Source organism: Mesorhizobium sp. C089B (assembly GCF_030323125.1).
Lineage (GTDB): Bacteria > Pseudomonadota > Alphaproteobacteria > Rhizobiales > Rhizobiaceae > Mesorhizobium.
Genome location: NZ_CP100469.1, coordinates 6,718,909 through 6,740,420 on the forward strand (window position 1 = coordinate 6,718,909; position 21,512 = coordinate 6,740,420).

Sequence of the window (21,512 nt, forward strand, 5' to 3'; positions counted from 1 at the left end):
TGCAAATGCTCCGTCATGCGAATTCTCCTCGTCGAAGACACGCACGACGTTGGCGAGGCAATCAGCCGCCGCTTCGAAACGATCGGCCATGCGGTCGATTGGGAGACGGACGGTCGTGCTGCCGCAGAAATCCTCGGTTTCACCAGCTACGATCTCGTCATACTCGATGTCATGTTGCCCGGCCTCGACGGGTTCGAAATCGTTCGAAGGCTCCGGCAGGCAAGAAAGACGACCCCAGTTCTGATGTTGACGGCCCGTTCGGAGATAGAGGACCGCGTTGGCGCGCTCGATATCGGCGCCGACGACTATCTGGTCAAACCGTTCGATTTCCGCGAATTGGAAGCGCGCGCCCGTGTTCTGCTGCGGCGGAAAAGCGGCGAGGCGACCAACATCGTTCAGTGCGGCGATGTCGTGCTCGACCGCGCCAGCCGCTCGGTCCGGGTAGGCAGGCGCGAGGTGCAATTGAAACGACGCGAAATGACGTTGCTTGAGATACTGGCGTCGCGGCCAGGTCGCGTCTTCAGCAAGGATGAACTTATCGATCAGCTTTTTGGGTTTGACGAGCCGGTCAATCAGAACGCGATCGAACTTTATGTCGGCCGGCTGCGCAAGAAGCTGGAAGGCGCCAAGGCGCAGATCGTCACCGTGCGGGGCATGGGATATCAGCTGGCTTCCGATGATACCGGCTGAGCCTTCCCTTTTCACGCGCCTGGCGGTCCGCATCTCGCTGGTGCTGGGCCTGGGCGCGGCTCTTCTGGTGAGTGCGGCGTGGTACTACGCGCGAACCGCCGCCGATGACGCCTATGACCGGCTTCTGCTAGGTGCGGCGATCCAGATGGCGGACAGCCTTACGGTTGAATCCGGTTCACTCATCGTCAACTTGCCGGTATCGGCTTTTGAGCTCCTGGGCCTCGCCAGCCGCGACCGCATCTTCTATCGCGTGATCGATCCTTCCGGCGCGACGCTAACAGGTTATGCCGATCTGCAAACAGAAGTTGATCTGGCAGCAATACACGATGTCCCGGTATTGGAATCGGCGCGTTATCGCGGCGAACCGGTCCGCATAGCGGTGGTGGCTCGCGCTCTATCCGATCCCGCCGTATCCGGTTGGGCGCATGTCATCGTTGGGCAGACCACGGAAGCGCGCAGTGCGCTCGCGGGGGAGTTGACGCTCAGAGCGACCGTCCTCCTGGTAATCATGAGCATATTGGCATTGGCTGGGGCGATGGTGGCCATTCGCTATTCTCTGCAACCGGTCAAGCATCTGGGAGCGACGCTTCGCCGTCGTGATCCACAAGACCTTATGCCCGTGACAGTCGTCGTCCCGCGAGAATTGCGGCCTTTCGTTACTTCCATCAATTATTTCATGAGTCGGCTCGACGAGCGCGTGAAACTCCTGCAGCGCTTCATCGCCGACGCGGCGCACCAGATCAGAACGCCGCTGACGGCACTTACCGCGCAGCTCGATCTGTTGAGTCAAGCCAAGCTGGACAAGTCGAGCCGCCAGCATCTCGATCGCGTACAGCAGCGCGCCGGCGAACTTGCGCGCCTGACCAACCAGTTGCTCAGCCACGCCATGGTCATCCATCGTGCCGATTCCGTGCAGCTTCAGCCGCACCACCTGGCAGACGTCGCACGGCGCGCTTTCCGTGCGGCGGTTCCGATAACTATCGATCCGGACATCATCGTCTCCTTCGAGGCGCCTGACGATGAACCTGTCGTGCTTGCGGACGCCGTCAGCCTGCGTGAAGCGATCGTCAATATCATCGACAATGCCCTGCGCCACGGAGTGATGTCGCGCCTTGAGGTCAGGGTACGCAGCGACGGTACGCTTGCCCATGTCGAGGTCGAGGATGACGGACAGGGCATTCCGCCGAGCGAGTGGGAGCGAGTCACGCAGCGCTTCGAAACGTCCAAATCTCACGACGGCAGCGCAGGTCTGGGTTTCGCCATCGCGTCGGAGGTGGCGGCGGCTCACGGTGGCGCGCTGACCTTTCGCGAGAAAAGCGAGGATGGCGGGAAGCGCACGCAAGGGTTCACCGTCACCTTGACGTTGCCCATCGCCAGAGAGAAGGCAGGATGATAGCGAGAGCATTGCGGGCATTCACTTTACTGGCTGCAATCCTTTTGTGCGTCGATCAGGCGGCAAGAGCTGCTGAAGGAAGCAGCGCATTTTTCCCTTCGCCACAGCCGGAGAAGGATCGACTGTCGATCCACGCCGCGACCGATCTGGTGGCGATGGAACCCCTGATCCGGGACTTTCAGTCCGTTTTCCCCAACGTTGCAGTCGACTATGTTGAATATGTCACCAACGACTTGCAAAATAGTGCCAGCGAAGCCTGTCGGACGGGCGCGGTGCTGGGCGACATCTTGTTGTCGCCGTCGGTCGACCAACTCGTGAAGCTCGCCAACGACGGCTGCGCGGCGCCGCACGTGTCGGCGGAAACCGCGCATGTCGCCGACTGGGCAAACTGGCGCGACGAAGTATTCGGCTTTACCTACGAACCGGCCGTCTTCGTCTACAACGCCCGCCTCGTGCCGTCCGGCGACGTACCGCGCACCCACATCGAACTCGCCGATCTTCTTAGGCGGCGGATCGATTTTATCGTGGGCGGGTCGGAACGTTCGACATCCGGCTTTCGGGCATCGGCTACCTATTGGCGTTCAGTGATGCGCGGCAGACGACCGCGGTCTACGGTCGGCTTCTGGAAAGCATGAGCCGAGCGGAAACCGTGGTTCGTTGTTGCACCGCGGAGACCCTTCAGGACGTTGCAAACGGGACCCTGTATATTGGCTACAATATGATCGGGTCATACGCCTATGCGGCGGCCAGGGACAATTCCGACTTAAGGGTCGTTGTCCCGCGGGACTATGCGCTGATACTCAGTCGTGGCGCGCTCATTCCGAAGACGGCACCGAGTATGGCCCTTGCCAAACGATTTCTCGACTACCTTCTGTCAGCCCGGGGACAGAAAGTCGCGAGGGAAAGTTCCTTTTTCTTCGCCGAGAATGGGCAATTGCCTGACGGAGCGGACGGCCCGGAAACACTTGGCGAGTCTGGTATCGCGCGCGCCATTCGCATCGGCCCTGCGTTACTTGCCGTACAGGACGAGGCGCTGCGCCGCCGCTTCATCGAAGATTGGAGCAAGTCGATGATCGGTGCCCAGGGCCAGCGACCGTGACCCCGCAGGATGCCGCTCCAAAATTTCAACAATCTCAGCGATATGTCGATGTGGCCGATCCGGCTGTCGTCGAGAAACTGAGCACGACCCATCGGGCCCAAGTCGGCTGAGCAAACCTCTACATTGCCGTGACAGGTTGGTGACAGGTCAGGATGATACTCGCCTTTTGTGCCTGGAGGAGGTACGATTTAGGCGAACTTGGAGGAGACCTCAATGAAAAATCGTCTTGCGACGATGACGGCCGTGCTTTCGCTGTCAGCCGCTTTCGCGACGCTTGCCCCCGCTGCCGAAATTCCCGCCGGGTATCCGGACAACTACAAGGATCTGGTGGCCGCCGCCACCGCGGAAGGACACCTCAGCATCTATTCGACGACCGATGCGGCGCTGGTCCAGCCCTTGCTCAAGGATTTCGAAGCAGCGTTCCCCGGGATTGCCGTAGAATATTCCGACCTCAATTCGACCGAACTCTACAATCGCGTCATTGCCGAAACCGCTTCGGGCCAAGGCACGGCGGATGTCGCCTGGTCTTCGGCTCCGGATCTGCAGATCAAACTTGCCGCAGACGGTTATGCGCAGGAGTACAAATCCGTCGAGGCGGCTCACGTTCCGGCCTGGGCGTCGTACAAGGGCATGATCTATGGTGCCACAGCCGACCCGGTGACTTTCGTCTACAACAAGCGTCTCGTGCCTGAAGGCGATGTTCCCGCAAGCCACGCCGATCTGCTCAAGCTGATGACCGGCAAGACCGCCGATTACGACGGCAAGATCGCGTCCTACGATCCGGAAAAGTCCGGGGTCGGCTTCTATTTCTACAGCCAGGACGCCAAGACCTGGACCGATTCCTGGGCGCTCAACAAGGCTTTTGGCAAGGCCCATATCAAGCTCTACAGCTCCGCCGGCTCGATGATTGAGAAGGTCACGTCTGGCGAACATTCCATCGCCTACGGCATCTTCGGCTCGTATGGCCTCGCCAAACAGGCCAAGGACGAGAACCTTGGTGTGATAATCCCCAAGGATTATGTTTTAGTGACCACCCGCGCCACGGTCATTCCAGCGGAAGCCAAGGATCCCAATGCGGCGAAGTTGTTCGTCGACTATCTGCTGTCGGCGCGCGCGCAGAAGCTGATCGCCAACGACATCAAGCTCTATGCCGTTCGTGATGACGTTGAGGGGGCAACCACGCTGGCGTCCATAAAGGCCGCTGCCGGCGAAAATGTTCATCCGATCGCGCTCGACGACAAACTGCTCGAAGGCCTGGACGAGACGACACGGCTGGCGTTCCTCAACGAGTGGCAGAAAGCCATGAAGGGCGAGTAATCGCCTGATCGGGAGTGCCGCCACAATCGGCTCTTCCGCCTTTCTTGCTGTTAAGAACCATCGGAACGGCGCGCTTGCGCTCTTGCTAGCGGACGGCCCCCGGCTTTGTTCGAGGCGATCATGCCCTTCCGCGTCTTTCGTGTCAGCACCAATCTCCTCGCCATCCTGGTGGTGTTGGCGCCGGTAACGCTGATCATCTACCAGAGTTTTCTGTCCGGCCCGTTCTTCCAGAAGACCGCGCATCTGTCGCTGAAGGCTTATAGCTTCATCCTTGCAGATGCGGATTTCTGGCTGGCGCTGACGACTTCGCTCAAGCTCGCGGTGGGGATGACATTGATCGCCGTTCCGGTGGGAATCCTGCTGGCGTTCATCATCGTGCGTACCGACGTGCCGGGCAAGCGCTGGCTGGAGCCGATCATCCTCATCCCGGTGTTCATGTCGGCGGTAGTGCTGGCCTTCGGCTATGTGATGACGTTGGGACCAGTCGGCTTCGTCTCGCTGGCGGTCAAGTCGGTGATTGGCTACGTGCCTTGGAATGTCTATTCGGTGACATCGATCGCGATTATCGCCGGGCTCACCCATGTCCCGCATGTCTATCTCTATGCGTCGGCGGCGCTGCGCAATGTCGGCGCCGACCTGGAAGAGGCGGCACGCATCGTCGGCGCCGGCCCCTGGCGCGTCGCCGCCAGCGTGTCGCTGCCCATGGTGATGCCGGTGGTGCTTTATGCGGCGGTTCTAGTGTTCTTCCTTGGTTTCGAACTTTTCGGCCTGCCACTGGTGCTTGGCGATCCGGAAGGGGTGTTGGTTCTCGCCACCTATCTCTACAAGCTCACCAACAAGCTCGGGGTTCCTTCCTACCAGTTGATGGCCGTAGTGGTGGTGGCGATCATCATGATCGCGCTTCCGCTGGTGGTGCTGCAGCGCTACATGCTGCGCAATGCCAGCCGCTATGTGTCTGTCAAGGGCAAGGGCAGCCGGCACAACCCCATTCGGCTGGGCGCGCTTCGCTGGCCGGCCTTCGCGCTCGTAGTGGCATGGTTCGCGGCCACGGTGATCATACCGGTGGGCGGCGTCGCAATTCGCTCGCTGGTGACAAGCTGGGGCGTCGGGGTGAACATCTTCGAGGTGCTGACGTTAGATCACTATCGCGATCTCGCTGACTATCCGAATGTCGTCAGCGCCATCGTCAACACGGTCGGTGTTGCGGTCATCGGCGGTGCGGCTTCGATCGCGGCCTATACCGCCGTGGCACTCGCCGGTCACCGCTCGAACGCACCCCTGACCAAAGTCGTCGACTACGTGGCCATGATACCGCGGGCGATGCCGGGTATTGTGGCTGGCCTCGCCATGCTGTGGATCTTTCTGTTCTTCAAGCCGATCGCGCCCCTGCGTGCCACGATGATCTCGGTGTGGCTTGCCTATACCATTGTCTGGTTCGCCTATGGCATGCGACTGATTTCCGGAACGCTCCTGCAGATCGGCAAGGAACTCGAGGAAGCCGGCCGGTCAGTTGGCGCCAGCGAAGGCCGGGTCGCCAGGGACATCACGCTGCCGCTCATCCGTGGCGGGATGTTCTCGGCCTGGCTGCTGATCTTCCTGATCTTCGCGCGTGAATATTCGACCGGCGTTTATCTGCTCGGGCCGGGAACCGAAGTGATCGGCTCGCTCATGGTTTCCCTGTGGGGCACCGGCGCGATCGATCTGGTCTCCGCTCTCGCCGTCATCAACACCGTCATCATCGTGACCGGTCTCGCCGTAGCGATGCGCTTTGGAGTCCGCCTCAATGACTGACATCATCATAGACGGCCTGCGCCTCAGTTACGGCACCCTCGAGATCCTGAAAGGTGTGTCCTTCTCGGTCGAACCAGGCCAGATTGTCGCCTTGCTCGGCGCCTCCGGGTCCGGCAAGACGACGCTCTTGCGAGCGGTCGCCGGTCTGGAAACACCCAACCGCGGCAAGATACTGCTCGGTGACAGGCCGCTTTTCGACGCGGAGCAGAACATCAATCTGGCGCCGGAAACGCGCGGTCTCGGGCTGGTATTCCAGTCCTATGCGCTGTGGCCGCACCGGACGGTGTCGGAGAATGTGGGTTATCCGCTGAAGCTGCGCAAAGTGTCTCGGGCGGATCTTGCCAGCCGCGTCCAGAAGGCTTTGGACAGCATAGGCCTCGGCAAACTAGGTGAGCGCTATCCGCACCAGCTCTCCGGCGGGCAGCAACAGCGCGTCGCGTTGGCCCGCGCGCTGGTCTACGAGCCGAACGTGATCTTGCTCGACGAGCCGCTGTCCAATTTGGACGCCAAGCTGCGCGAGGAAGCGCGGATCTGGTTGCGTCGCCTCATCACCAATCTCGGCCTATCGGCACTGTGCGTCACCCATGACCAGGTCGAAGCGATGGCGCTCGCCGACCGCATCCTGCTGCTCAATGGCGGCCAGATCGAACAGGACGGAACGCCCAAACAAATCTACAACAGGCCGAAGAGTCTGTTTGCAGCAGAGTTTATGGGCGCCAGCAATCGCCTTGACGGCGTGGTCGCCGCCATCAAGGGCAACCGTGCGGAAATTGTCGCGAACGGCATCCATCTCGTGGGCAGTGCTCAGGAGGAGCTGACCGTCGGCACCAAAGTCACCGCACTCGTCCGGCTTGAGCGGGTGACGTGGTCCGGGAAGGACGGCCCGGGGCGTATTGCCATGACCTGCGTCGAGAGCCTTTTCCTCGGCGACCGGCACGAGGTGATTTTCGAAGGCAATGACCTGACGGTCCGGACTTATTCCCGCGATGCCCTTCCGTCCGGCCAGTACTACGTTGAATTCCCCGTCGAGGACCTGATGGTTTTCGCGGCGTAACGCGGGAGCCGAACGCTGGGCACGACCAAGTAATTTGATGCGGGCATTGAAGTTCGACCACCCGCTACCGCGAACGGCGACCACAAAAATTCCGCCGGGAAGAAGAAGCCGTTCGCGGCAACGAGCCGGTCGTAAATCTCGTTCAGCTCGTCGGTCGTGACGCTTTTGACCGAGCGCTTTGTATGGCCCTTGCCGACCCAGCAAGCGTCATAGACGCGCTGGGTGACGCCCTTCAATGTTGGGCCACCAGGATCATTCTTATTGTTTTGAATAGTCGCCTTCGTGCGCGAGCACCTTGGCAAGCGATTCCTTCTCACGGGAAACTGCCATTACAATTCCTCTTGGGTTGTGTTGATGCGTGTTTTCCGGCTATGCCATTCGGCAGAGGCGGATCGAAGAATGTCGGCTATTTCGAAGTGGATTCGGGACGCACGTGCGAAATTGCCCGAGCATGTTTCTGTCGGCCGCCACACCTATGGCGTCACTTGGCGGAAGGTGCTTTTCCCAACTAATGAATCTCCCCTAGACGTGGGGAGCTTCTGCTCAGTTGCTGGCCAAGTCCTCTTCATGTGTACTGGTCAACACCAGACAAAGAGTGCCACTTCATTCCCGATTTATAGCCGCCTCCTGAAGCAGCCTGAGCCGATACCCAACGCCGGAAAGCCTGGAGGCATTACGATTGGCAACGATGTTTGGATTGGCCACGGCGCCATCATATTGCCAGGCGTGACCGTTGGCGATGGCGCCGTTGTGGGTGCCGGCTCCGTGGTCACCAAGTCTGTCGAGCCGTATTCAATAGTCGCCGGCAATCGTGCACGAGTCATCCGCAGTCGGTTCCCTACTGATGTCATTGCACAGTTGCTGGAAATAAAGTGGTGGCTATGGGAAGAAGATAAGATCAAGAGCGAGGCAGCTATTCTCACCGGTCCGATCGAGACTTTCATTGCTAAGCACGCGACCAGAACCAAGTCGGTGTCGAGCCGGAAGGTCTAGCGATCTGGGCCATCGGCGCGATGCGATGTCGTCACGCCTGAACCTTCCTGGGAACAAGGGATTGGTGTAGAAACGACCGATGAGAAATTTTACGCTGAAATTGCTCTACCAGTATGATGCCTATTTCGCGGGGCTGGCTGCAGCGGCGACCGGCCTATCTGCCTACAGATTGGGTGCCGGATACTGGCTCTCAGGCATTGCCGCGCTGGCTATTTTCCTGTTCGTCGCCATAGCGGTTGACCAATATTTTCTCTGGTCATTCGATAATTACCGCGACCGGCAAAACAGCAGGACCAGATAATCATCAGGCCCAAGCCCCTACATCAAATGGGTTGTGGAGCAAAATTAGGTATTGCTGGGCGGCCGAAAGGACTTGGTCGGGTACATCGCCTACGGCGACAAGGAATTATACCACCGCGGCGTAGGCGCGAAGATGATTGCAGGATGGAGCGCTCGGACCAGGCTGAGGGCATCCGCATCGTCACTGTAAACTTCCGAAATCACCAGCGATCCGATTGAATGTCTTCATCATCGCCCCTGGCGATCGCATGACTTTTGGAAGCTCCTCTGGCCCGAAAACAACCAGCGCCACCACAAAGATGACCACCAGGTGGGTGATGCCAAATCCGAACATCGGTTCGGACTCTCGCGCACATCGCCGGTAGCGACAATCTCTCCGCGGTTTTGCGACCGATCCGGTTGAACGCCTCGATCGACACCGCCAAGCCCGGTCATCAAACCGCTCGTATGGGCCATTCCACCATGAGGCCGCGCGATTGCCGTTCATATTTCGGGCCATGTGGAACGCCCGTCAACCCCTGCAAAACCTTGTGGTGAAGCCGGAGCTTGACGGCGAAAGTGCGGAAACCGGCTTCCATTTAGTCAGCATCTGGCGAAGGCCGCAGGGTCGAGCAGTTGCTTCGCGTAAAAACGCAAGCAGATCAAGATGACCGAACCGATCCGCTGTGTCATCGACACCGTGAACGATCCGCACGAAATCAGCCTCGATGAGAATATCACGCGCGAGGTAACCAGCTTCAGGTGTTGTTCGTTCATCCGACGATTTGAGCAGTGGACGGGGTGGTTGTGCAAGCCTGCCGCCTACATCGATTGTGCGTGTCGTCGCGGCAGCTATGACGGGAAATCGTTCAAATCCGCTGCTTTAGATTGGCGATTTCGTCAAAGACTGTGTGTTACGCCACTCACCTGCCGCTAAAGATGAAGAAACCGCGCGATGGCAGTCAGGCAAAGGGCATAAAAGGGTGATCTCATGAACAGAGTTGTTCTCATGGCGGTAGCACTTGCTGCGATGCTGTTCGGCACGTCTGTCGAAGGCAAGGCCGCGGGCCTGGTCGCCACCATTGATGTATCTTCGCAGACCATGACTGTCAGCCGCTATGGTCAAGTGCTTTACCGATGGAGCGTATCCACCGCCCGCAAGGGTTACATCACCCCGCGCGGCGCCTATCGGCCGCAACGGACAGCGCGGATGTGGTATTCGCGCAAATACGACATGTCGCCTATGCCTTATTCGGTATTCTTCCGTGGCGGCTATGCCATTCATGGCACCGGCGCGGTGAGATACCTTGGACGCCCGGCGTCGCATGGCTGTGTCCGCTTGCACACCGCCAATGCCGCGACCTTCTATTCAATGGTGCGGGAAGTTGGCTTCGGCAACACGCGGATCGTCGTCACCGACTGAGGCTCGGCGCCGACGAAAAGACACCCACGGCAAGCGGCCGTGCCCGCCTTTGGCTGGCTCTCGCCCGGCGAGATGGTCAACGACTTCACGGAGATCACGCCGGGGCCGTTGATGATGCGTGCTGCAGTTCGTCGGCCATATTGCGGCTTCCGCGCACCAGGCGCGCTCAATCCGCTCGACGGCTTACCCGCAGTCGGGGCACGAATGGGTTGGGTCAGGCGTCCGGACTAAGCCGACGGCGTTGGAATCCACCGGTTGCGGTGGGCCAAGATCAGCTAGTAGTCATCCGTTTTCGAACAATTGCCCGTGCGAAAAGTTCCCGAACTGCATGACAGCGAACCGGCCGCGTTGACCCGGATAAAGCGTGTGGCTCAAGGGCAGGTCGTTCCAGCCAATTGACACGGGCTTCAGGGGCAGAAATGGCCAGTACGATCGCTCCAGCAATCGCTCTCGACAATCTCCCGTCGGCTGTCATCGTCAGCCTGTCGGCGCGACTTGATCCCTTCCGGTCAGTTCATGTACTCGACCATGCGGTCGTGGAAGCACTCGCACTTGTTGAGGGTGTCTTCGTCCTTGTAGTTCGTCTTGAGATAACCATAGGCCATGCCGCAGGCGACCTTGGCTTCCGACGCCCAGATGAAGGCGGGGCGGGACGAATTGATCCATTCCGAGCTGTTGGCGACGGCCACCGACTCGTCCATCAGCTTCACCACCTCGGTCTTGAGATCGACGATGTTGTCGTTCAACACCAAATTCGACGTGCCGACGGTCCGGCAATAGTCGGCCACCGGCCCTTCGATAATGTCGGCGGCCTGAAGTCCTGTCGCGCATATCGACAGCAGCCCGGCTCCGAAAGCCACTCGCAAAACTCTGTTCATGCTCCTCACCCCGTCCCTTTCGCCCCTTAGACCACGTCCGTCTTGGTGCCGTGGCTGTCATCGTAGAGTATTTTGACCGCATCGGCGGCGCTGTGGAATGTGTAGTTCTCCAGCACGGCGACCGTATGATAGTTGTCGCCGCCGCCGTCGGTATCGACCTTGACCTCGGCATTGGCCGAGGACTGCGCGATCTCCACGAAGCCGCCGCCTACGAGATCGGTGACGCCAGCCAAGCCTTTGAGCAACGAGGAAAGATCAAGCTGGTCGCCATCGTGGAAGTCTGCGATCAGGTCGGCTACCTCGAGCGAGCCGATGGTGAAGGTCCTTGTGCCATCGGAGGCAACGGACGTTTCCACGGGCGCAACAAGTGAGGTGTTGAGTTCGACCTCGATATAGTTGCCGGTCGTGCCGTCGGCCATCTGGAAGGTGCCGTTGCTTGCCACGGCCTGCCCATCGATTTCGCCGACAGCGGAGGTCGTTGTCGTGCTGATCGAAATAATACCGTTATCAGCAAGGTGTGACAATTCCCCAGAGTCACTGATGCCGTTGGCGTTGGCGTCCTTCCAGATCAGCAGGCTGCTGAAGGCATCGTCGTATTGATCGATGACGCCGTCATGATTGCTGTCGAGCGATGCAAGTGCCGCCGCGCCGCTGGCGAAATGGCCGCCGCCGAAACTCGGCGTAAACAGCTCGGTGCCATCATCGATCTTGCCGTTATGGTTGAGGTCGATCGCCAGCATGCCGTCGTTCGAGGTGTTCCAGGCAATTTGGTCTTTGGTTCCGTCACCATTGATGTCAAACTGGACGCCATGGCTGACGTCGGAGAAGGCGAAGCCATCATGGTTCAGATCCAGGATAATCGGATCGACCGATCCGCCGATCAGGGTGTTCAGGTTCGCTACCGTGACGTTCTGGAGATCGACCAGTGCTCCTACGCCGGCATTGGTGGTTGTCTGGGTATAGACGAACGTATGATTTACGCCCGAGATGGTTGCCGTGAATGCGAGCGTCGCCCCGGCGTTTCCGATGTCTGTGCCCATGAGATATTGGACAGCCGCCGCGAGAGCTGCGGTTGAGGTGATAGCCAACGGCGAGCCGCCGGCATCTGTTCCGAAGAAACTGGCGATGCCGTTGGTGACCGAATGAGATTCCACTGTATCTCCGCCGATCGTCAATACGGAGTCTCCTGCTCCGTCGACAAGGCCGGCGGTGGCGGCCACCAGAGTCCCTGGCAGGGCCAACTTGTCGGTCCCGGCGACGAAGTCAGTGATGATGTCATAGCCGGTGATCGTCCCGGCATTGCCGGTTCCGCCTATAACGGGTGTCGAATCCCCAGTCCCGATCAGGAAGGTGTCGGCGCCGGCGCCGCCCGTCAGGAAATCGTTGCCGCCCCGTCCGATAATGATGTCGTTTCCACCGCCACCGGACAGATGATCGACACCGGACGTACCATAGATCTGGTCGGCCAATGTGGCGTCGCCATTCACCGTGATGCCGGGATCGCCCGGATCATGCGAGAAGAAGGAGAAGCTGACCGAGCGCGCCTGGTAATTGCCACCACTATTGTCGAAGTAAGACAGCGTCCATGAGTCGCCGGCTGTAGGTGGGTGTGCGATCAAATAGCTGGCAAGCGTCGTGGAGGTGGCGTTGCCGCTGCCGTCCAGAAGGAAGATATGGTCGTAGTCGACAGTTGCCTTCATCAGGCCGGTGGCCGGATCGTAGAACCAGCTCTGTTCGAATGTTCCGGCGGTCAGATCGTCTTCGACAACTGCGAAATGGTTGGTGCCTATGACTATCTCGACCTGGACTTCCTGTTCGCGATGCGATCCCGCACTGCTGTCTCCGAACACGCCGGGATTTCGCTCCGCTACAGGTATCGGCGTTACGAAGGGCGACTCTTGAAAGTCGGTATAGACTACTAGAGTCGCGCTATGAGGATCGGCGATTATAGCATTTACCGTGGCTTGTGACAGGGCCAGGGTCGTGACCTGATCATTTCCCGAGGTAAGAGGGCTGCTGCCATTGCCCACCTGAGCAGTGTCGCTGGGCAGACTGGTCGGGGGCACTTCGTGGATGCCGACAGTCTGGACAGTCGTGGCGGTGCCATCGAAGACATTCAGCGTAAGGTTGGTGTTGACAGTATCGGTTACCGTGGCGGTTGGTGTGTAGACCAGGTTACCCAGCAGGTTGATGCCACCGGACGGATTGTAGAGCACGGTGCCGGTTGTCAGGGCGACATAGGTCACGCCGTTGTAGTAGAACACCCCAGTCGGGATCGTCCCTGTTGCGGTGACGATCAGGTTGTCGCCATCCGCATCCGTCGGGATCGAGACCAGCAGCGGATATCCATTGGGATAAGTCGGCGTGCCAAGGGTCTGCTGCCCCGGGTCGCTCGACATCCAGTTCTGGGTGCTGGCAACAACCGGTGCATCGTTGACGTCCGTCAGGTTGATGGTCAATGTCGTCGTCGAGAAGTCGCCGTCGCCGTCCTTGATTGTGTAGACGAACACGTCCGTGGTGTTCGCGTTAATGCTGTGAGCCGTCGACTGGTAGGTGTAGGAGCCGTCGACGTTGAGGTGAAGCGTGCCGTGCAGGCCCACAATGTCGGTGTTGACGCCACCTGATACTGCTGTCGTGGTGTTGCCGCCCGCCGCCCGTACGCCATCGATCGTGGCCCCGTCGGCGCCGGCGACGTCATTGACGAGCACGCCTGCCGCCGCCAATACGGTGAGCAAAGCGCCCTCGTTGACATTGCCGGTATCGGCATGCGCCGTCGGCACGTCGTCGATGATGTTGATGACCAGGTTGCCGGCCGGTGCGCTGTCGCCGTCAGTGTCGGTGACGACGACTGCGAAGCTGGCGGTGGTGTTGTCGCCGGTGGTGTTGTCGACGAGCGTGTAGGAATAGCTGATCGTGCCGGCGCCGGTGGCCGGATTGTAGACATAGCTTGCCGTCAGCGAGCCGGTGGCGTCGGTGAAGGTCTGCGCGGCGCCGGTCAGCACATGGCCGCCGAGCGAGACTACCGACACGCCGTCCGGCGAAGTGAAGCCGATGGTGCCCGAGGTGGTCTCCGAGTTGGCGGCAGCGTTCGAGCCCGCGGACTCGCCGCCGCGTGCCGGAAGGCCGGCCTCATAGACGGTGGTCGAGGCAAGGCCCGGCGCCGGAATGCTGTCGGTCGGCGTCGAGTCGCCGATCGAGATGGTCAGCGTGGTGTGCGAGGTGTCGCCGTCGCCATCCTTGATGGTGTAGGTGAAGACGTCGTCGTGGCCGCCCTGCGAGCCGGCATCGCGTACATAGGAGTAGGAGCCGTCGGCGTTAAGCGTCAGCTTGCCGTAGGTCCCCTGGATCTGCACGCCGAGCGAGCCGGTGAAGTCGGCATTGGTGTCGCCGGCCTGGACGCCAACCACCGCTGCGCCGTCTGCACCCAGGACATCGATGCCGGTCACCGGCGAGGTGGTGCCCACCGCCGTCAGCACGTTGCCGGCCTCGGCCGTGAACTGGTTGGAGGCTACACTGTCGGTATCGGCATGCGCCGTCGGCACGTCGTCGATGATGTTGATGACCAGGTTGCCGGCCGGTGCGCTGTCGCCGTCAGTGTCGGTGACGACGACTGCGAAGCTGGCGGTGGTGTTGTCGCCGGTGGTGTTGTCGACGAGCGTGTAGGAATAGCTGATCGTGCCGGCGCCGGTGGCCGGATTGTAGACATAGCTTGCCGTCAGCGAGCCGGTGGCGTCGGTGAAGGTCTGCGCGGCGCCGGTCAGCACATGGCCGCCGAGCGAGACTACCGACACGCCGTCCGGCGAAGTGAAGCCGATGGTGCCCGAGGTGGTCTCCGAGTTGGCGGCAGCGTTCGAGCCCGCGGACTCGCCGCCGCGTGCCGGAAGGCCGGCCTCATAGACGGTGGTCGAGGCAAGGCCCGGCGCCGGAATGCTGTCGGTCGGCGTCGAGTCGCCGATCGAGATGGTCAGCGTGGTGTGCGAGGTGTCGCCGTCGCCATCCTTGATGGTGTAGGTGAAGACGTCGTCGTGGCCGCCCTGCGAGCCGGCATCGCGTACATAGGAGTAGGAGCCGTCGGCGTTAAGCGTCAGCTTGCCGTAGGTCCCTGGATCTGCACGCCGAGCGAGCCGGTGAAGTCGGCATTGGTGTCGCCGGCCTGGACGCCAACCACCGCTGCGCCGTCTGCACCCAGGACATCGATGCCGGTCACCGGCGAGGTGGTGCCCACCGCCGTCAGCACGTTGCCGGCCTCGGCCGTGAACTGGTTGGAGGCTACACTGTCGGTATCGGCATGCGCCGTCGGCACGTCGTCGATGATGTTGATGACCAGGTTGCCGGCCGGTGCGCTGTCGCCGTCAGTGTCGGTGACGACGACTGCGAAGCTGGCGGTGGTGTTGTCGCCGGTGGTGTTGTCGACGAGCGTGTAGGAATAGCTGATCGTGCCGGCGCCGGTGGCCGGATTGTAGACATAGCTTGCCGTCAGCGAGCCGGTGGCGTCGGTGAAGGTCTGCGCGGCGCCGGTCAGCACATGGCCGCCGAGCGAGACTACCGACACGCCGTCCGGCGAAGTGAAGCCGATGGTGCCCGAGGTGGTCTCCGAGTTGGCGGCAGCGTTCGAGCCCGCGGACTCGCCGCCGCGTGCCGGAAGGCCGGCCTCATAGACGGTGGTCGAGGCAAGGCCCGGCGCCGGAATGCTGTCGGTCGGCGTCGAGTCGCCGATCGAGATGGTCAGCGTGGTGTGCGAGGTGTCGCCGTCGCCATCCTTGATGGTGTAGGTGAAGACGTCGTCGTGGCCGCCCTGCGAGCCGGCATCGCGTACATAGGAGTAGGAGCCGTCGGCGTTAAGCGTCAGCTTGCCGTAGGTCCCCTGGATCTGCACGCCGAGCGAGCCGGTGAAGTCGGCATTGGTGTCGCCGGCCTGGACGCCAACCACCGCTGCGCCGTCTGCACCCAGGACATCGATGCCGGTCACCGGCGAGGTGGTGCCCACCGCCGTCAGCACGTTGCCGGCCTCGGCCGTGAACTGGTTGGAGGCTACACTGTCGGTATCGGCATGCGCCGTCGGCACGTCGTCGATGATGTTGATGACCAGGTTGCCGGCCGGTGCGCTGTCGCCGTCAGTGTCGGTGACGACGACTGCGAAGCTGGCGGTGGTGTTGTCGCCGGTGGTGTTGTCGACGAGCGTGTAGGAATAGCTGATCGTGCCGGCGCCGGTGGCCGGATTGTAGACATAGCTTGCCGTCAGCGAGCCGGTGGCGTCGGTGAAGGTCTGCGCGGCGCCGGTCAGCACATGGCCGCCGAGCGAGACTACCGACACGCCGTCCGGCGAAGTGAAGCCGATGGTGCCCGAGGTGGTCTCCGAGTTGGCGGCAGCGTTCGAGCCCGCGGACTCGCCGCCGCGTGCCGGAAGGCCGGCCTCATAGACGGTGGTCGAGGCAAGGCCCGGCGCCGGAATGCTGTCGGTCGGCGTCGAGTCGCCGATCGAGATGGTCAGCGTGGTGTGCGAGGTGTCGCCGTCGCCATCCTTGATGGTGTAGGTGAAGACGTCGTCGTGGCCGCCCTGCGAGCCGGCATCGCGTACATAGGAGTAGGAGCCGTCGGCGTTAAGCGTCAGCTTGCCGTAGGTCCCCTGGATCTGCACGCCGAGCGAGCCGGTGAAGTCGGCATTGGTGTCGCCGGCCTGGACGCCAACCACCGCTGCGCCGTCTGCACCCAGGACATCGATGCCGGTCACCGGCGAGGTGGTGCCCACCGCCGTCAGCACGTTGCCGGCCTCGGCCGTGAACTGGTTGGAGGCTACACTGTCGGTATCGGCATGCGCCGTCGGCACGTCGTCGATGATGTTGATGACCAGGTTGCCGGCCGGTGCGCTGTCGCCGTCAGTGTCGGTGACGACGACTGCGAAGCTGGCGGTGGTGTTGTCGCCGGTGGTGTTGTCGACGAGCGTGTAGGAATAGCTGATCGTGCCGGCGCCGGTGGCCGGATTGTAGACATAGCTTGCCGTCAGCGAGCCGGTGGCGTCGGTGAAGGTCTGCGCGGCGCCGGTCAGCACATGGCCGCCGAGCGAGACTACCGACACGCCGTCCGGCGAAGTGAAGCCGATGGTGCCCGAGGTGGTCTCCGAGTTGGCGGCAGCGTTCGAGCCCGCGGACTCGCCGCCGCGTGCCGGAAGGCCGGCCTCATAGACGGTGGTCGAGGCAAGGCCCGGCGCCGGAATGCTGTCGGTCGGCGTCGAGTCGCCGATCGAGATGGTCAGCGTGGTGTGCGAGGTGTCGCCGTCGCCATCCTTGATGGTGTAGGTGAAGACGTCGTCGTGGCCGCCCTGCGAGCCGGCATCGCGTACATAGGAGTAGGAGCCGTCGGCGTTAAGCGTCAGCTTGCCGTAGGTCCCTGGATCTGCACGCCGAGCGAGCCGGTGAAGTCGGCATTGGTGTCGCCGGCCTGGACGCCAACCACCGCTGCGCCGTCTGCACCCAGGACATCGATGCCGGTCACCGGCGAGGTGGTGCCCACCGCCGTCAGCACGTTGCCGGCCTCGGCCGTGAACTGGTTGGAGGCTACACTGTCGGTATCGGCATGCGCCGTCGGCACGTCGTCGATGATGTTGATGACCAGGTTGCCGGCCGGTGCGCTGTCGCCGTCAGTGTCGGTGACGACGACTGCGAAGCTGGCGGTGGTGTTGTCGCCGGTGGTGTTGTCGACGAGCGTGTAGGAATAGCTGATCGTGCCGGCGCCGGTGGCCGGATTGTAGACATAGCTTGCCGTCAGCGAGCCGGTGGCGTCGGTGAAGGTCTGCGCGGCGCCGGTCAGCACATGGCCGCCGAGCGAGACTACCGACACGCCGTCCGGCGAAGTGAAGCCGATGGTGCCCGAGGTGGTCTCCGAGTTGGCGGCAGCGTTCGAGCCCGCGGACTCGCCGCCGCGTGCCGGAAGGCCGGCCTCATAGACGGTGGTCGAGGCAAGGCCCGGCGCCGGAATGCTGTCGGTCGGCGTCGAGTCGCCGATCGAGATGGTCAGCGTGGTGTGCGAGGTGTCGCCGTCGCCATCCTTGATGGTGTAGGTGAAGACGTCGTCGTGGCCGCCCTGCGAGCCGGCATCGCGTACATAGGAGTAGGAGCGTCGGCGTTAAGCGTCAGCTTGCCGTAGGTCCCTGGATCTGCACGCCGAGCGAGCCGGTGAAGTCGGCATTGGTGTCGCCGGCCTGGACGCCAACCACCGCTGCGCCGTCTGCACCCAGGACATCGATGCGGTCACCGGCGAGGTGGTGCCCACCGCCGTCAGCACGTTGCCGGCCTCGGCCGTGAACTGGTTGGAGGCTACACTGTCGGTATCGGCATGCGCCGTCGGCACGTCGTCGATGATGTTGATGACCAGGTTGCCGGCCGGTGCGCTGTCGCCGTCAGTGTCGGTGACGACGACTGCGAAGCTGGCGGTGGTGTTGTCGCCGGTGGTGTTGTCGACGAGCGTGTAGGAATAGCTGATCGTGCCGGCGCCGGTGGCCGGATTGTAGACATAGCTTGCCGTCAGCGAGCCGGTGGCGTCGGTGAAGGTCTGCGCGGCGCCGGTCAGCACATGGCCGCCGAGCGAGACTACCGACACGCCGTCCGGCGAAGTGAAGCCGATGGTGCCCGAGGTGGTCTCCGAGTTGGCGGCAGCGTTCGAGCCCGCGGACTCGCCGCCGCGTGCCGGAAGGCCGGCCTCATAGACGGTGGTCGAGGCAAGGCCCGGCGCCGGAATGCTGTCGGTCGGCGTCGAGTCGCCGATCGAGATGGTCAGCGTGGTGTGCGAGGTGTCGCCGTCGCCATCCTTGATGGTGTAGGTGAAGACGTCGTCGTGGCCGCCCTGCGAGCCGGCATCGCGTACATAGGAGTAGGAGCCGTCGGCGTTAAGCGTCAGCTTGCCGTAGGTCCCCTGGATCTGCACGCCGAGCGAGCCGGTGAAGTCGGCATTGGTGTCGCCGGCCTGGACGCCAACCACCGCTGCGCCGTCTGCACCCAGGACATCGATGCCGGTCACCGGCGAGGTGGTGCCCACCGCCGTCAGCACGTTGCCGGCCTCGGCCGTGAACTGGTTGGAGGCTACACTGTCGGTATCGGCATGCGCGTCGGCACGTCGTCGATGATGTTGATGACCAGGTTGCCGGCCGGTGCGCTGTCGCCGTCAGTGTCGGTGACGACGACTGCGAAGCTGGCGGTGGTGTTGTCGCCGGTGGTGTTGTCGACGAGCGTGTAGGAATAGCTGATCGTGCCGGCGCCGGTGGCCGGATTGTAGACATAGCTTGCCGTCAGCGAGCCGGTGGCGTCGGTGAAGGTCTGCGCGGCGCCGGTCAGCACATGGCCGCCGAGCGAGACTACCGACACGCCGTCCGGCGAAGTGAAGCCGATGGTGCCCGAGGTGGTCTCCGAGTTGGCGGCAGCGTTCGAGCCCGCGGACTCGCCGCCGCGTGCCGGAAGGCCGGCCTCATAGACGGTGGTCGAGGCAAGGCCCGGCGCCGGAATGCTGTCGGTCGGCGTCGAGTCGCCGATCGAGATGTCAGCGTGGTGTGCGAGGTGTCGCCGTCGCCATCCTTGATGGTGTAGGTGAAGACGTCGTCGTGGCGCCCTGCGAGCCGGCATCGCGTACATAGGAGTAGGAGCCGTCGGCCGTTAAGCGTCAGCTTGCCGTAGGTCCCTGGATCTGCACGCCGAGCGAGCCGGTGAAGTCGGCATTGGTGTCGCCGGCCTGGACGCCAACCACGCTGCGCCGTCTGCACCCAGGACATCGATGCCGGTCACCGGCGAGGTGGTGCCCCCGCCGTCAGCACGTTGCCGGCCTCGGCCGTGAACTGGTTGGAGGCTACACTGTCGGTATCGGCATGCGCCGTCGGCACGTCGTCGATGATGTTGATGACCAGGTTGCCGGCCGGTGCGCTGTCGCGTCAGTGTCGGTGACGACGACTGCGAAGCTGGCGGTGGTGTTGTCGCCGGTGGTGTTGTCGACGAGCGTGTAGGAATAGCTGATCGTGCCGGCGCCGGTGGCCGGATTGTAGACATAGCTTGCCGTCAGCGAGCCGGTGGCGTCGGTGAAGGTCTGCGCGGCGCGGTCAGCACATGGCCGCCGAGCGAGACTACCGACACGCCGTCCGGCGAAGTGAAGCCGATGGTGCCGAGGTGGTCTCCGAGTTGGCGGCAGCGTTCGAGCCCGCGGACTCGCCGCCGCGTGCCGGAAGGCCGGCCTCATAGACGGTGGTCGAGGCAAGGCCGGCGCCGGGAATGCTGTCGGTCGGCGTCGAGTCGCCGATCGAGATGGTCAGCGTGGTGTGCGAGGTGTCGCCGTCGCCATCCTTGATGTGTAGGTGAAGACGTCGTCGTGGCGCCCTGCGAGCCGGCATCGCGTACATAGGAGTAGGAGCGTCGGCGTTAAGCGTCAGCTTGCCGTAGGTCCCTGGATCTGCACGCCGAGCGAGCCGGTGAAGTCGGCATTGGTGTCGCCGGCCTGGACGCCAACCACCGCTGCGCCGTCTGCACCCAGGACATCGATGCCGGTCACCGGCGAGGTGGTGCCCACCGCCGTCAGCACGTTGCCGGCCTCGGCCGTGAACTGGTTGGAGGCTACACTGTCGGTATCGGCATGCGCCGTCGGCACGTCGTCGATGATGTTGATGACCAGGTTGCCGGCCGGTGCGCTGTCGCCGTCAGTGTCGGTGACGACGACTGCGAAGCTGGCGGTGGTGTTGTCGCCGGTGTGTTGTCGACGAGCGTGTAGGAATAGCTGATCGTGCCGGCGCCGGTGGCCGGATTGTAGACATAGCTTGCCGTCAGCGAGCCGGTGGCGTCGGTGAAGGTCTGCGCGGCGCCGGTCAGCACATGGCCGCCGAGCGAGACTACCGACACGCCGTCCGGCGAAGTGAAGCGATGGTGCCCGAGGTGGTCTCCGAGTTGGCGGCAGCGTTCGAGCCCGCGGACTCGCCGCCGCGTGCCGGAAGGCCGGCCTCATAGACGGTGGTCGAGGCAAGGCCCGGCGCCGGAATGCTGTCGGTCGGCGTCGAGTCGCCGATCGAGATGGTCAGCGTGGTGTGCGAGGTGTCGCCGTCGCCATCCTTGATGGTGTAGGTGAAGACGTCGTCGTGGCCGCCCTGCGAGCCGGCATCGCGTACATAGGAGTAGGAGCCGTCGGCGTTAAGCGTCAGCTTGCCGTAGGTCCCTGGATCTGCACGCCGAGCGAGCCGGTGAAGTCGGCATTGGTGTCGCCGGCCTGGACGCCAACCACCGCTGCGCCGTCTGCACCCAGGACATCGATGCCGGTCACCGGCGAGGTGTGCCCACCGCCGTCAGCACGTTGCCGGCCTCGGCCGTGAACTGGTTGGAGGCTACACTGTCGGTATCGGCATGCGCCGTCGGCACGTCGTCGATGATGTTGATGACCAGGTTGCCGGCCGGTGCGCTGTCGCCGTCAGTGTCGGTGACGACGACTGCGAGCTGGCGGTGGTGTTGTCGCCGGTGGTGTTGTCGACGAGCGTGTAGGAATAGCTGATCGTGCCGGCGCCGGTGGCCGGATTGTAGACATAGCTTGCCGTCAGCGAGCCGGTGGCGTCGGTGAAGGTCTGCGCGGCGCCGGTC

The 21,512-nt window shown here is 62.4% G+C and carries 24 protein-coding genes and 3 pseudogenes; 11 read left to right on the forward strand and 16 right to left on the reverse strand.

What is annotated here, in order from left to right; genetic code table 11:
- Nucleotides 1–15: 15 nt before the first annotated feature.
- The 7 genes from NLY44_RS32760 to NLY44_RS32790 all read left to right on the forward strand — a co-directional run bounded on the left by NLY44_RS32760 (nt 16) and on the right by NLY44_RS32790 (nt 7,344).
- A complete protein-coding gene (locus NLY44_RS32760; protein WP_023673600.1) occupies nt 16–690 on the forward strand; it encodes a response regulator transcription factor in 675 nt (224 codons plus the stop codon).
- A complete protein-coding gene (locus tag NLY44_RS32765) occupies nt 677–2,083 on the forward strand; it encodes a sensor histidine kinase (protein WP_023706698.1) in 1,407 nt (468 codons plus the stop codon). The genes NLY44_RS32760 and NLY44_RS32765 overlap by 14 nt, the downstream gene beginning before the upstream one ends.
- On the forward strand, nt 2,080–2,718 hold the full coding sequence (locus NLY44_RS32770; RefSeq protein WP_286456357.1) for a hypothetical protein: 639 nt from the start codon (nt 2,080–2,082) through the stop codon (nt 2,716–2,718). The genes NLY44_RS32765 and NLY44_RS32770 overlap by 4 nt, the downstream gene beginning before the upstream one ends.
- Nucleotides 2,715–3,182 carry an ABC transporter substrate-binding protein gene (locus NLY44_RS32775; protein ID WP_286456358.1) on the forward strand — a complete coding sequence of 156 codons (468 nt, stop codon included), beginning with the start codon at nt 2,715–2,717 and terminating at the stop codon, nt 3,180–3,182. The genes NLY44_RS32770 and NLY44_RS32775 overlap by 4 nt, the downstream gene beginning before the upstream one ends.
- Nucleotides 3,183–3,395: 213 nt before the next feature.
- Nucleotides 3,396–4,499: an ABC transporter substrate-binding protein gene (locus NLY44_RS32780; RefSeq protein WP_023805763.1), complete on the forward strand. Its 1,104-nt coding sequence runs from the start codon at nt 3,396–3,398 to the stop codon at nt 4,497–4,499.
- 120 nt (nt 4,500–4,619) lie between these two features.
- Nucleotides 4,620–6,290, forward strand: coding sequence for an ABC transporter permease (locus NLY44_RS32785; protein WP_031202992.1), 1,671 nt, complete (start codon nt 4,620–4,622; stop codon nt 6,288–6,290).
- Nucleotides 6,283–7,344, forward strand: a complete 1,062-nt coding sequence (locus NLY44_RS32790) for an ABC transporter ATP-binding protein (RefSeq protein WP_023706701.1) — start codon at nt 6,283–6,285, stop codon at nt 7,342–7,344. Before NLY44_RS32785 ends, NLY44_RS32790 begins: the two co-directional genes overlap by 8 nt.
- Here the strand turns inward: NLY44_RS32790 and NLY44_RS32795 are convergent.
- Nucleotides 7,299–7,661: a glycosyl hydrolase 108 family protein gene (locus tag NLY44_RS32795; protein WP_245263832.1), complete on the reverse strand. Its 363-nt coding sequence runs from the start codon at nt 7,659–7,661 to the stop codon at nt 7,299–7,301. The genes NLY44_RS32790 and NLY44_RS32795 overlap by 46 nt on opposite strands.
- Before the next feature lie 82 nt (nt 7,662–7,743).
- Here NLY44_RS32795 and NLY44_RS32800 point away from each other — a divergent pair, with 82 nt between their 5' ends.
- Both NLY44_RS32800 and NLY44_RS32805 read left to right on the forward strand, forming a co-directional pair.
- Nucleotides 7,744–8,337 (forward strand): CatB-related O-acetyltransferase, encoded by a 594-nt coding sequence (locus tag NLY44_RS32800; protein WP_023706702.1) that lies wholly within the window; start codon nt 7,744–7,746, stop codon nt 8,335–8,337.
- A gap of 79 nt (nt 8,338–8,416) precedes the next feature.
- Nucleotides 8,417–8,638: a hypothetical protein gene (locus NLY44_RS32805; protein ID WP_023673607.1), complete on the forward strand. Its 222-nt coding sequence runs from the start codon at nt 8,417–8,419 to the stop codon at nt 8,636–8,638.
- A 180-nt stretch (nt 8,639–8,818) separates the two neighbouring features.
- Here the strand turns inward: NLY44_RS32805 and NLY44_RS32810 are convergent, their stop codons facing one another.
- Complete coding sequence (locus NLY44_RS32810) at nt 8,819–8,971, reverse strand: twin-arginine translocase TatA/TatE family subunit (RefSeq protein ID WP_023673608.1); 153 nt, start codon at nt 8,969–8,971, stop codon at nt 8,819–8,821.
- A gap of 178 nt (nt 8,972–9,149) precedes the next feature.
- Between NLY44_RS32810 and NLY44_RS32815 the strand changes: the two are divergent.
- Nucleotides 9,150–9,364, forward strand: a pseudogene (locus tag NLY44_RS32815) (ParB N-terminal domain-containing protein); the annotation flags it as partial.
- A gap of 243 nt (nt 9,365–9,607) precedes the next feature.
- Complete coding sequence (locus NLY44_RS32820) at nt 9,608–10,039, forward strand: L,D-transpeptidase (protein WP_023673610.1); 432 nt, start codon at nt 9,608–9,610, stop codon at nt 10,037–10,039.
- Between the two features lie 509 nt (nt 10,040–10,548).
- On the opposite strand, the gene NLY44_RS32825 is transcribed toward NLY44_RS32820, so the two are convergent.
- The 14 genes and pseudogenes from NLY44_RS32825 to NLY44_RS32875 form a co-directional block, all read right to left on the reverse strand.
- Nucleotides 10,549–10,917 (reverse strand): hypothetical protein, encoded by a 369-nt coding sequence (locus NLY44_RS32825; RefSeq protein WP_023673611.1) that lies wholly within the window; start codon nt 10,915–10,917, stop codon nt 10,549–10,551.
- A 26-nt stretch (nt 10,918–10,943) separates the two neighbouring features.
- A complete protein-coding gene (locus NLY44_RS32830) occupies nt 10,944–14,708 on the reverse strand; it encodes a beta strand repeat-containing protein (RefSeq protein ID WP_286456360.1) in 3,765 nt (1,254 codons plus the stop codon).
- Nucleotides 14,709–14,930: 222 nt separating this feature from the next.
- Nucleotides 14,931–15,005, reverse strand: a pseudogene (locus tag NLY44_RS33285) (hypothetical protein); the annotation flags it as partial.
- Nucleotides 15,002–16,993, reverse strand: a complete 1,992-nt coding sequence (locus tag NLY44_RS32835) for a beta strand repeat-containing protein (protein ID WP_286456361.1) — start codon at nt 16,991–16,993, stop codon at nt 15,002–15,004. The gene NLY44_RS32835 and the pseudogene NLY44_RS33285, both read right to left, overlap by 4 nt.
- Before the next feature lie 222 nt (nt 16,994–17,215).
- Nucleotides 17,216–17,290, reverse strand: a pseudogene (locus tag NLY44_RS33290) (hypothetical protein); the annotation flags it as partial.
- Nucleotides 17,287–17,754: a hypothetical protein gene (locus NLY44_RS32840; protein WP_286456363.1), complete on the reverse strand. Its 468-nt coding sequence runs from the start codon at nt 17,752–17,754 to the stop codon at nt 17,287–17,289. The gene NLY44_RS32840 and the pseudogene NLY44_RS33290, both read right to left, overlap by 4 nt.
- Nucleotides 17,755–18,039: 285 nt before the next feature.
- Nucleotides 18,040–18,960 (reverse strand): cadherin-like domain-containing protein, encoded by a 921-nt coding sequence (locus tag NLY44_RS32845; RefSeq protein WP_286456365.1) that lies wholly within the window; start codon nt 18,958–18,960, stop codon nt 18,040–18,042.
- Between the two features lie 32 nt (nt 18,961–18,992).
- On the reverse strand, nt 18,993–19,538 hold the full coding sequence (locus tag NLY44_RS32850; RefSeq protein ID WP_286456368.1) for a hypothetical protein: 546 nt from the start codon (nt 19,536–19,538) through the stop codon (nt 18,993–18,995).
- 482 nt (nt 19,539–20,020) lie between these two features.
- Nucleotides 20,021–20,284 carry a hypothetical protein gene (locus NLY44_RS32855; RefSeq protein WP_286456369.1) on the reverse strand — a complete coding sequence of 88 codons (264 nt, stop codon included), beginning with the start codon at nt 20,282–20,284 and terminating at the stop codon, nt 20,021–20,023.
- Between the two features lie 35 nt (nt 20,285–20,319).
- Nucleotides 20,320–20,538, reverse strand: a complete 219-nt coding sequence (locus NLY44_RS32860) for a hypothetical protein (protein WP_286456371.1) — start codon at nt 20,536–20,538, stop codon at nt 20,320–20,322.
- Nucleotides 20,505–20,786, reverse strand: coding sequence for a hypothetical protein (locus tag NLY44_RS32865; RefSeq protein ID WP_286456373.1), 282 nt, complete (start codon nt 20,784–20,786; stop codon nt 20,505–20,507). The genes NLY44_RS32860 and NLY44_RS32865 overlap by 34 nt, the downstream gene beginning before the upstream one ends.
- Nucleotides 20,777–21,082 carry an Ig-like domain-containing protein gene (locus tag NLY44_RS33160; RefSeq protein ID WP_353654474.1) on the reverse strand — a complete coding sequence of 102 codons (306 nt, stop codon included), beginning with the start codon at nt 21,080–21,082 and terminating at the stop codon, nt 20,777–20,779. Before NLY44_RS33160 ends, NLY44_RS32865 begins: the two co-directional genes overlap by 10 nt.
- Nucleotides 21,079–21,201 (reverse strand): hypothetical protein, encoded by a 123-nt coding sequence (locus NLY44_RS32870; protein WP_286456374.1) that lies wholly within the window; start codon nt 21,199–21,201, stop codon nt 21,079–21,081. The genes NLY44_RS33160 and NLY44_RS32870 overlap by 4 nt, the downstream gene beginning before the upstream one ends.
- Before the next feature lie 61 nt (nt 21,202–21,262).
- The coding region (locus NLY44_RS32875; RefSeq protein ID WP_286456376.1) for a hypothetical protein at nt 21,263–21,512 on the reverse strand (250 nt) is incomplete at its 5' end.

Bases quoted from the DNA above. Each gene is read 5' to 3' on its own strand.
- NLY44_RS32820 (WP_023673610.1), top strand. From the start codon at position 9,608: ATGAACAGAGTTGTTCTCATGGCGGTAGCACTTGCTGCGATGCTGTTC.
- NLY44_RS32800 (WP_023706702.1), top strand. From the start codon at position 7,744: ATGTCGGCTATTTCGAAGTGGATTCGGGACGCACGTGCGAAATTGCCC.
- NLY44_RS32785 (WP_031202992.1), top strand. From the start codon at position 4,620: ATGCCCTTCCGCGTCTTTCGTGTCAGCACCAATCTCCTCGCCATCCTG.
- NLY44_RS32770 (WP_286456357.1), top strand. From the start codon at position 2,080: ATGATAGCGAGAGCATTGCGGGCATTCACTTTACTGGCTGCAATCCTT.
- NLY44_RS32780 (WP_023805763.1), top strand. From the start codon at position 3,396: ATGAAAAATCGTCTTGCGACGATGACGGCCGTGCTTTCGCTGTCAGCC.
- NLY44_RS32825 (WP_023673611.1), bottom strand. From the start codon at position 10,917: ATGAACAGAGTTTTGCGAGTGGCTTTCGGAGCCGGGCTGCTGTCGATA.
- NLY44_RS32760 (WP_023673600.1), top strand. From the start codon at position 16: ATGCGAATTCTCCTCGTCGAAGACACGCACGACGTTGGCGAGGCAATC.
- NLY44_RS32805 (WP_023673607.1), top strand. From the start codon at position 8,417: ATGAGAAATTTTACGCTGAAATTGCTCTACCAGTATGATGCCTATTTC.
- NLY44_RS32850 (WP_286456368.1), bottom strand. From the start codon at position 19,538: ATGTACGCGATGCCGGCTCGCAGGGCGCCACGACGACGTCTTCACCTA.
- NLY44_RS32765 (WP_023706698.1), top strand. From the start codon at position 677: ATGATACCGGCTGAGCCTTCCCTTTTCACGCGCCTGGCGGTCCGCATC.
- NLY44_RS32790 (WP_023706701.1), top strand. From the start codon at position 6,283: ATGACTGACATCATCATAGACGGCCTGCGCCTCAGTTACGGCACCCTC.
- NLY44_RS32775 (WP_286456358.1), top strand. From the start codon at position 2,715: ATGAGCCGAGCGGAAACCGTGGTTCGTTGTTGCACCGCGGAGACCCTT.
- NLY44_RS32855 (WP_286456369.1), bottom strand. From the start codon at position 20,284: ATGCCGGCTCGCAGGGCGCCACGACGACGTCTTCACCTACACATCAAG.
- NLY44_RS32810 (WP_023673608.1), bottom strand. From the start codon at position 8,971: ATGTTCGGATTTGGCATCACCCACCTGGTGGTCATCTTTGTGGTGGCG.